Here is a 1,260-nt window from a genome sequence, read left to right as displayed (position 1 = left end):
TGAAATCGCAACTGTTATTTAATGAGATCAGCCAAGGAACAAAGATAATGTGATAAAACTTCAATTTTTACTTGAATTCCTTATAGTTGGCTTTCCCAATAATATAAATAGTATATCATATTGTGGATTCATTGACAAAAATCGATTCAAAATGTAAAATTTCAAAATGAAGGAGGTTTAAGTATGAAAAACTTAAATAAGTATGTTTCAGAATGTTTAGGAACCTTTTTTCTAGTATTCATCGGCACAGGTGCTGCGATACTATTTGGAGGAGCTAAAGGAGGAATTTCAAGCATTATTGGAATTTCACTTGCGTTTGGATTATCCATTGTAGTTGTATACTACACAATTGGAAGAATCTCAGGCGGTCATGTGAATCCTGCTGTTTCTTTAGCGATGTACTTTGATGGAAGATTGGAATTAAAAGACTTACCTTGTTACATCTTAGCACAGGTTATTGGTGCTTTTGCAGGAACAGGTGTCTTATTCACGATGATCAAAAATATTCCTTCAGTTACTATTTCATCCATTGGATTGGGACAAAATGGATATGGTGCTGAATCGGCTCTTAACTTAGCGTTATCAGGAGCAATCATCACAGAAGTTGTTTTAACTTTTATTTTTGTATTTGTCGTACTTGCATCAACAGTAAAAGATGAATATAACGCAAATGGTGGATTTATCATCGGTGGTGCGTTAACTGCAGTACATATGATTGGTATTTTCTTCACAGGCACTTCAGTAAACCCTGCTCGTTCATTATCACCAGCTGTTGTTTATTCACTAGCAACTGGCAAAACTGCTGCAATCAGTCAGGTATGGGTATTTATCTTAGCTCCATTAGCTGGCGCATTATTTGCGGTTATTGTATGGAAATTAATTAATAGTGACAAAGCTTAAATTAAAAGAACTCGCACGCGAGTTCTTTTTTTATGCACATATACTGTGATTAGTGTTATTTAGTTCACATTATATGTGAGTTATATTTCCTGTTCACAGATTGTGTGAATAGGATTTTTACATTCACAATCACTGTGAAATACGACTCCTTATTCATAGGTGCTGTGATTACTGATCTCAGTTTCATGCCAGCCAGTGATTATCAATGCTCTATTCACAATCGTTGTGAAATCTATTTGCTTATTCATATCTGCTGTGAAAAGGCAAAAAAAAGGAGTCCCCTTGGGGACCGGACAGACTGGCAGCGTGCTGTTTTTGCCGTTTCCGACTATCGTCGCCGCTGCGATGCTTAACTTCCGT

Annotated in this window: 2 protein-coding genes; one reads left to right on the top strand and one right to left on the bottom strand. The window is 36.3% G+C overall.

Annotated elements, in window-relative coordinates:
• Window positions 1–183: 183 nt before the first annotated feature.
• Window positions 184–900: an MIP/aquaporin family protein gene (locus tag T513_RS0109635; RefSeq protein WP_031589918.1), complete on the top strand. Its 717-nt coding sequence runs from the start codon at window positions 184–186 to the stop codon at window positions 898–900.
• A 149-nt stretch (window positions 901–1,049) separates the two neighbouring features.
• Here the strand turns inward: T513_RS0109635 and T513_RS12540 are convergent.
• On the bottom strand, window positions 1,050–1,260 hold a 211-nt coding region (locus T513_RS12540; protein ID WP_035877114.1), incomplete at its 5' end, for a hypothetical protein.

Origin of the sequence: Kandleria vitulina DSM 20405, from assembly GCF_000702065.1 — a bacterium.
Taxonomy (GTDB): Bacteria; Bacillota_I; Bacilli_A; order Erysipelotrichales; family Coprobacillaceae; genus Kandleria; species Kandleria vitulina.
This window is presented reverse-complemented; position numbering and strand designations above follow the sequence as displayed.